The sequence below is a fragment of the Microbacterium sp. B19 genome, from assembly GCF_000333395.1.
In the GTDB taxonomy this organism is placed as follows: domain Bacteria; phylum Actinomycetota; class Actinomycetes; order Actinomycetales; family Microbacteriaceae; genus Microbacterium.
In genome coordinates this window covers 1-1,013 of record NZ_BADA01000266.1, presented here as the reverse complement: position 1 = coordinate 1,013, position 1,013 = coordinate 1, and the positions used below count along the sequence as shown (strand labels likewise).

Annotated in this window: 2 protein-coding genes; both read right to left on the bottom strand. The window is 73.6% G+C overall.

Annotated elements, in window-relative coordinates; translation table 11 throughout:
- On the bottom strand, window positions 1-372 hold a 372-nt coding region (locus I5G_RS09870), incomplete at its 3' end, for a 3-hydroxyacyl-CoA dehydrogenase NAD-binding domain-containing protein (protein WP_022878911.1).
- On the bottom strand, window positions 369-797 hold the full coding sequence (locus tag I5G_RS09865) for an iron-containing alcohol dehydrogenase (RefSeq protein WP_026095821.1): 429 nt from the start codon (window positions 795-797) through the stop codon (window positions 369-371). The genes I5G_RS09865 and I5G_RS09870, both read right to left, overlap by 4 nt.
- Window positions 798-1,013 lie beyond the last annotated feature (216 nt).

Here is a 1,013-nt window from a genome sequence, read left to right as displayed (position 1 = left end):
CGACGGAGCGATCCCCGACGTCGAGCTTGCCAGCACGNCATCGGAGGGAGCCACCGCCGCGAACCGCGCCAGCACTTCGCGCTTGAGGTCGCCCCGCTCGGGGGCGCACTCCTGCACGAGTTCCGCGTCGCGCGCGGCCGTCGCGGCATCCGTATGCCATCCGATCCGCGCCGCGACGACGGGAGGCTCCTCGTCGAGGAGCCCCGCGTCGGCGAGCAGCCGCAGCCGCGCCTCGACGTCCGCGCGACCGCGGTCCAGCGCGGCGTCGTCGATGTCGAACACGGCAACGGTGCGGCCGGCCCGGGCGAAGAGCACCGCGAACGCGACGCCGATCGCGCCCGACCCGACGATCGCGATGGGCCGAGTGCTCACTCGCCCCACCAGTCGCGATCGGCGGCGTGCCCGCGGCGGAGGATCTCGAGCACCGCCTCACGGGTCAGCTCGCGCGGGTTGTTCGCGGTGAGGCGGGTGGCGAGCAGCGCCTGATCGGCGACGAAGCCGAAGTCGTCGGGCGACAGGCCGAGGGTCGCGAGATCGGTCGGCGCGCCCAGCGCCCGCAGCAGTCCCTCGACGGCGCGGATGCCCTCGCGCGCCCGCTCCTCGTCGCTCGCGGACGCGTCGCCGGCACCGAGGAGCCGCGCGATCTCGGCGAACTCCGCGATCCGGCTCGGCAGGTTGTACCGCATCACCCAGGGCAGCAGCGCGGCGACTCCGAAGCCGTGCGGCGTGTGGGTCAGGTTGCCGATCGGCGACTGGATCGCGTGGGCTCCCGCGGTGCCCGCGGTGTTGATCGCCAACGAGCTCGCGCTCGTCTACCGCACCCGGGGGATGGATGCCGAGGAGGCCGGGCACCGACGACGGTGATCTGGCGCTTCTTGTCGATCTTCCGGCGCTTCTTCGGCGCTTCGATCGACCGGCGCCCCGACAGGTACGCACCCGTCAGTGAGCGATCGTCGTCGAGCAGTTCGGCGAGCGGTCCCGAGTGCACGACGTGCCGCCGTNGACGCCGCGCG